The 1,601-nt window shown below is 51.2% G+C and carries 2 protein-coding genes; one reads left to right on the top strand and one right to left on the bottom strand.

Annotated elements, in window-relative coordinates; translation table 11 throughout:
- Positions 1-81 precede the first annotated feature (81 nt).
- The gene (locus ACOCD2_RS19245) at positions 82-387 is read right to left on the bottom strand and encodes a hypothetical protein (protein ID WP_294078389.1); all 306 of its coding nucleotides are present in this window, start codon (positions 385-387) and stop codon (positions 82-84) included.
- 546 nt (positions 388-933) lie between these two features.
- Between ACOCD2_RS19245 and ACOCD2_RS19240 the strand changes: the two genes are divergently transcribed.
- On the top strand, positions 934-1,601 hold a 668-nt coding region (locus tag ACOCD2_RS19240; protein WP_419625914.1), incomplete at its 3' end, for an ISL3 family transposase.

Here is a 1,601-nt window from a genome sequence, read left to right as displayed (position 1 = left end):
CCTCATATTTCACTTCAACAGCCAACTCTCCTTCGTGTCCGAGTAGATGTGCTCCTTTATATGAAGGCATATCTTCATCAATCACAACCTGCGCTCCATGTTTAACGGGAACATGCACTTCCGCTGCCAGCCATGGAGAGCGAAGCGAAGGCTGGTAGTCCCCAGTAGCCGCGAGGCCGCACTGCTTACCCGTCGTGCGCATAGCGCCAGAGGGGAAGCAAAGTAGGCCTCCGAACGCGGCGTCCAGTCATATGGGAGCCAAGTACGGAGCAGCAACGAGCGTGCGAAGTTGTTGCGTAGTGCTGGGTGACCAGGACGGCTGGGGCACCAATAGGTTGTCAAAGGCCGAGTCGATTTTGGGGACTGGGATGTCCCAAAATCTATCACGAGGCCGAAGACACGCTTGTTCTTCCTGATAGATAGGCTGATGCTGGTTCACTACAGGCACCAACATTGTGTACTCTCGCACCACTTCACTGAGCGGTATATCCATATTTTCTTGATTATTTTCTGCAATTAGTGAATCTTGTTTTTCTTCCATTCCTTTTAGGCGCAGACGCGCAAGAAACATCTTTACCACATAATCGTTGGTATATTCAGGCCAACGAAAATCGCCAAATTTTATTCCATAGCTTTCTCGGATGTCGCTGTCAGGAATTGCATCAACGCCAAGTTTACTTGCGGCATATTCATATTCTTTCCTGGACATTTGGGCGGGCAAGTCCCACAGTTTCTTCATCAACGATTCATGCTCTGATACCTTATTATCCAATCGCCGAATCGCATCATTAACCACTTGGTCTGTAATCAAAGCCACCGACTGTACCGCATCAAACCGCTTGAGTTCGATATGTAAATCTTCAGGGTATTGCCTACCCTGATAGTATTTTTGGCTCTTCCCCAAATGGAGTGGGTAGATTATCGTAATCCCCTATGAGAGACAAAGACCTATATGCCCAGATACTGGGAATCAAGAGTCCCTGGCAAGTATCCGGTGTAGAGCTGGCGCTGTCAGAGGGTGAAGTCACGGTACATGTGGAACAAGAGGAAGGGGTGCAACACTGTTGCCCGACCTGCGGCGAGGTATCGCCGGGCTATGATTCCCGAAAGCGCAAATGGCGACATCTTGATACTTGCCAGTACAAAACCATTCTGGTGGCGGACGTCCCGAGGGTGAAATGCAAGGAGCATGGTGTTGTTACGGTGTCCGTGCCCTGGGCCGAGCCGGGTTCTGGATTTACCGCTATGTTTGAGGCTCTGGTCATCGACTGGTTGAAAGAAGCCTCTACAGCAGCGGTTTCTCGTCTGATGGGGCTGAGCTGGAACGCCATTGACGGCATCATGCAGCGTGCGGTCAAACGCGGTCTGTCACGCAGAGAGGAACTGAGCATGACCCAGATCGGTGTGGATGAAACGGCCTTCAAGAAACGCCATGACTACGTCACCATCGTATCTGATCAGGAAGCAGGAACGGTCCTGATCGTGGGCGAAGACCGTAAGAAGGCCACGCTCAAGGCATGGTATGAAAGCCTGACAGAAGCGCAGCGAGAAGCGATAGAAAGCATCTCCATGGACATGTGGCCAGCCTTCATCAACGCCAC

The organism is Thiolapillus sp. (genome assembly GCF_048562965.1).
Lineage (GTDB): Bacteria > Pseudomonadota > Gammaproteobacteria > Chromatiales > Chromatiaceae > Thiolapillus > Thiolapillus brandeum_A.
Note: the sequence above shows the minus strand (reverse complement) of the source record. Positions and strands in the feature narration are given on the sequence as shown.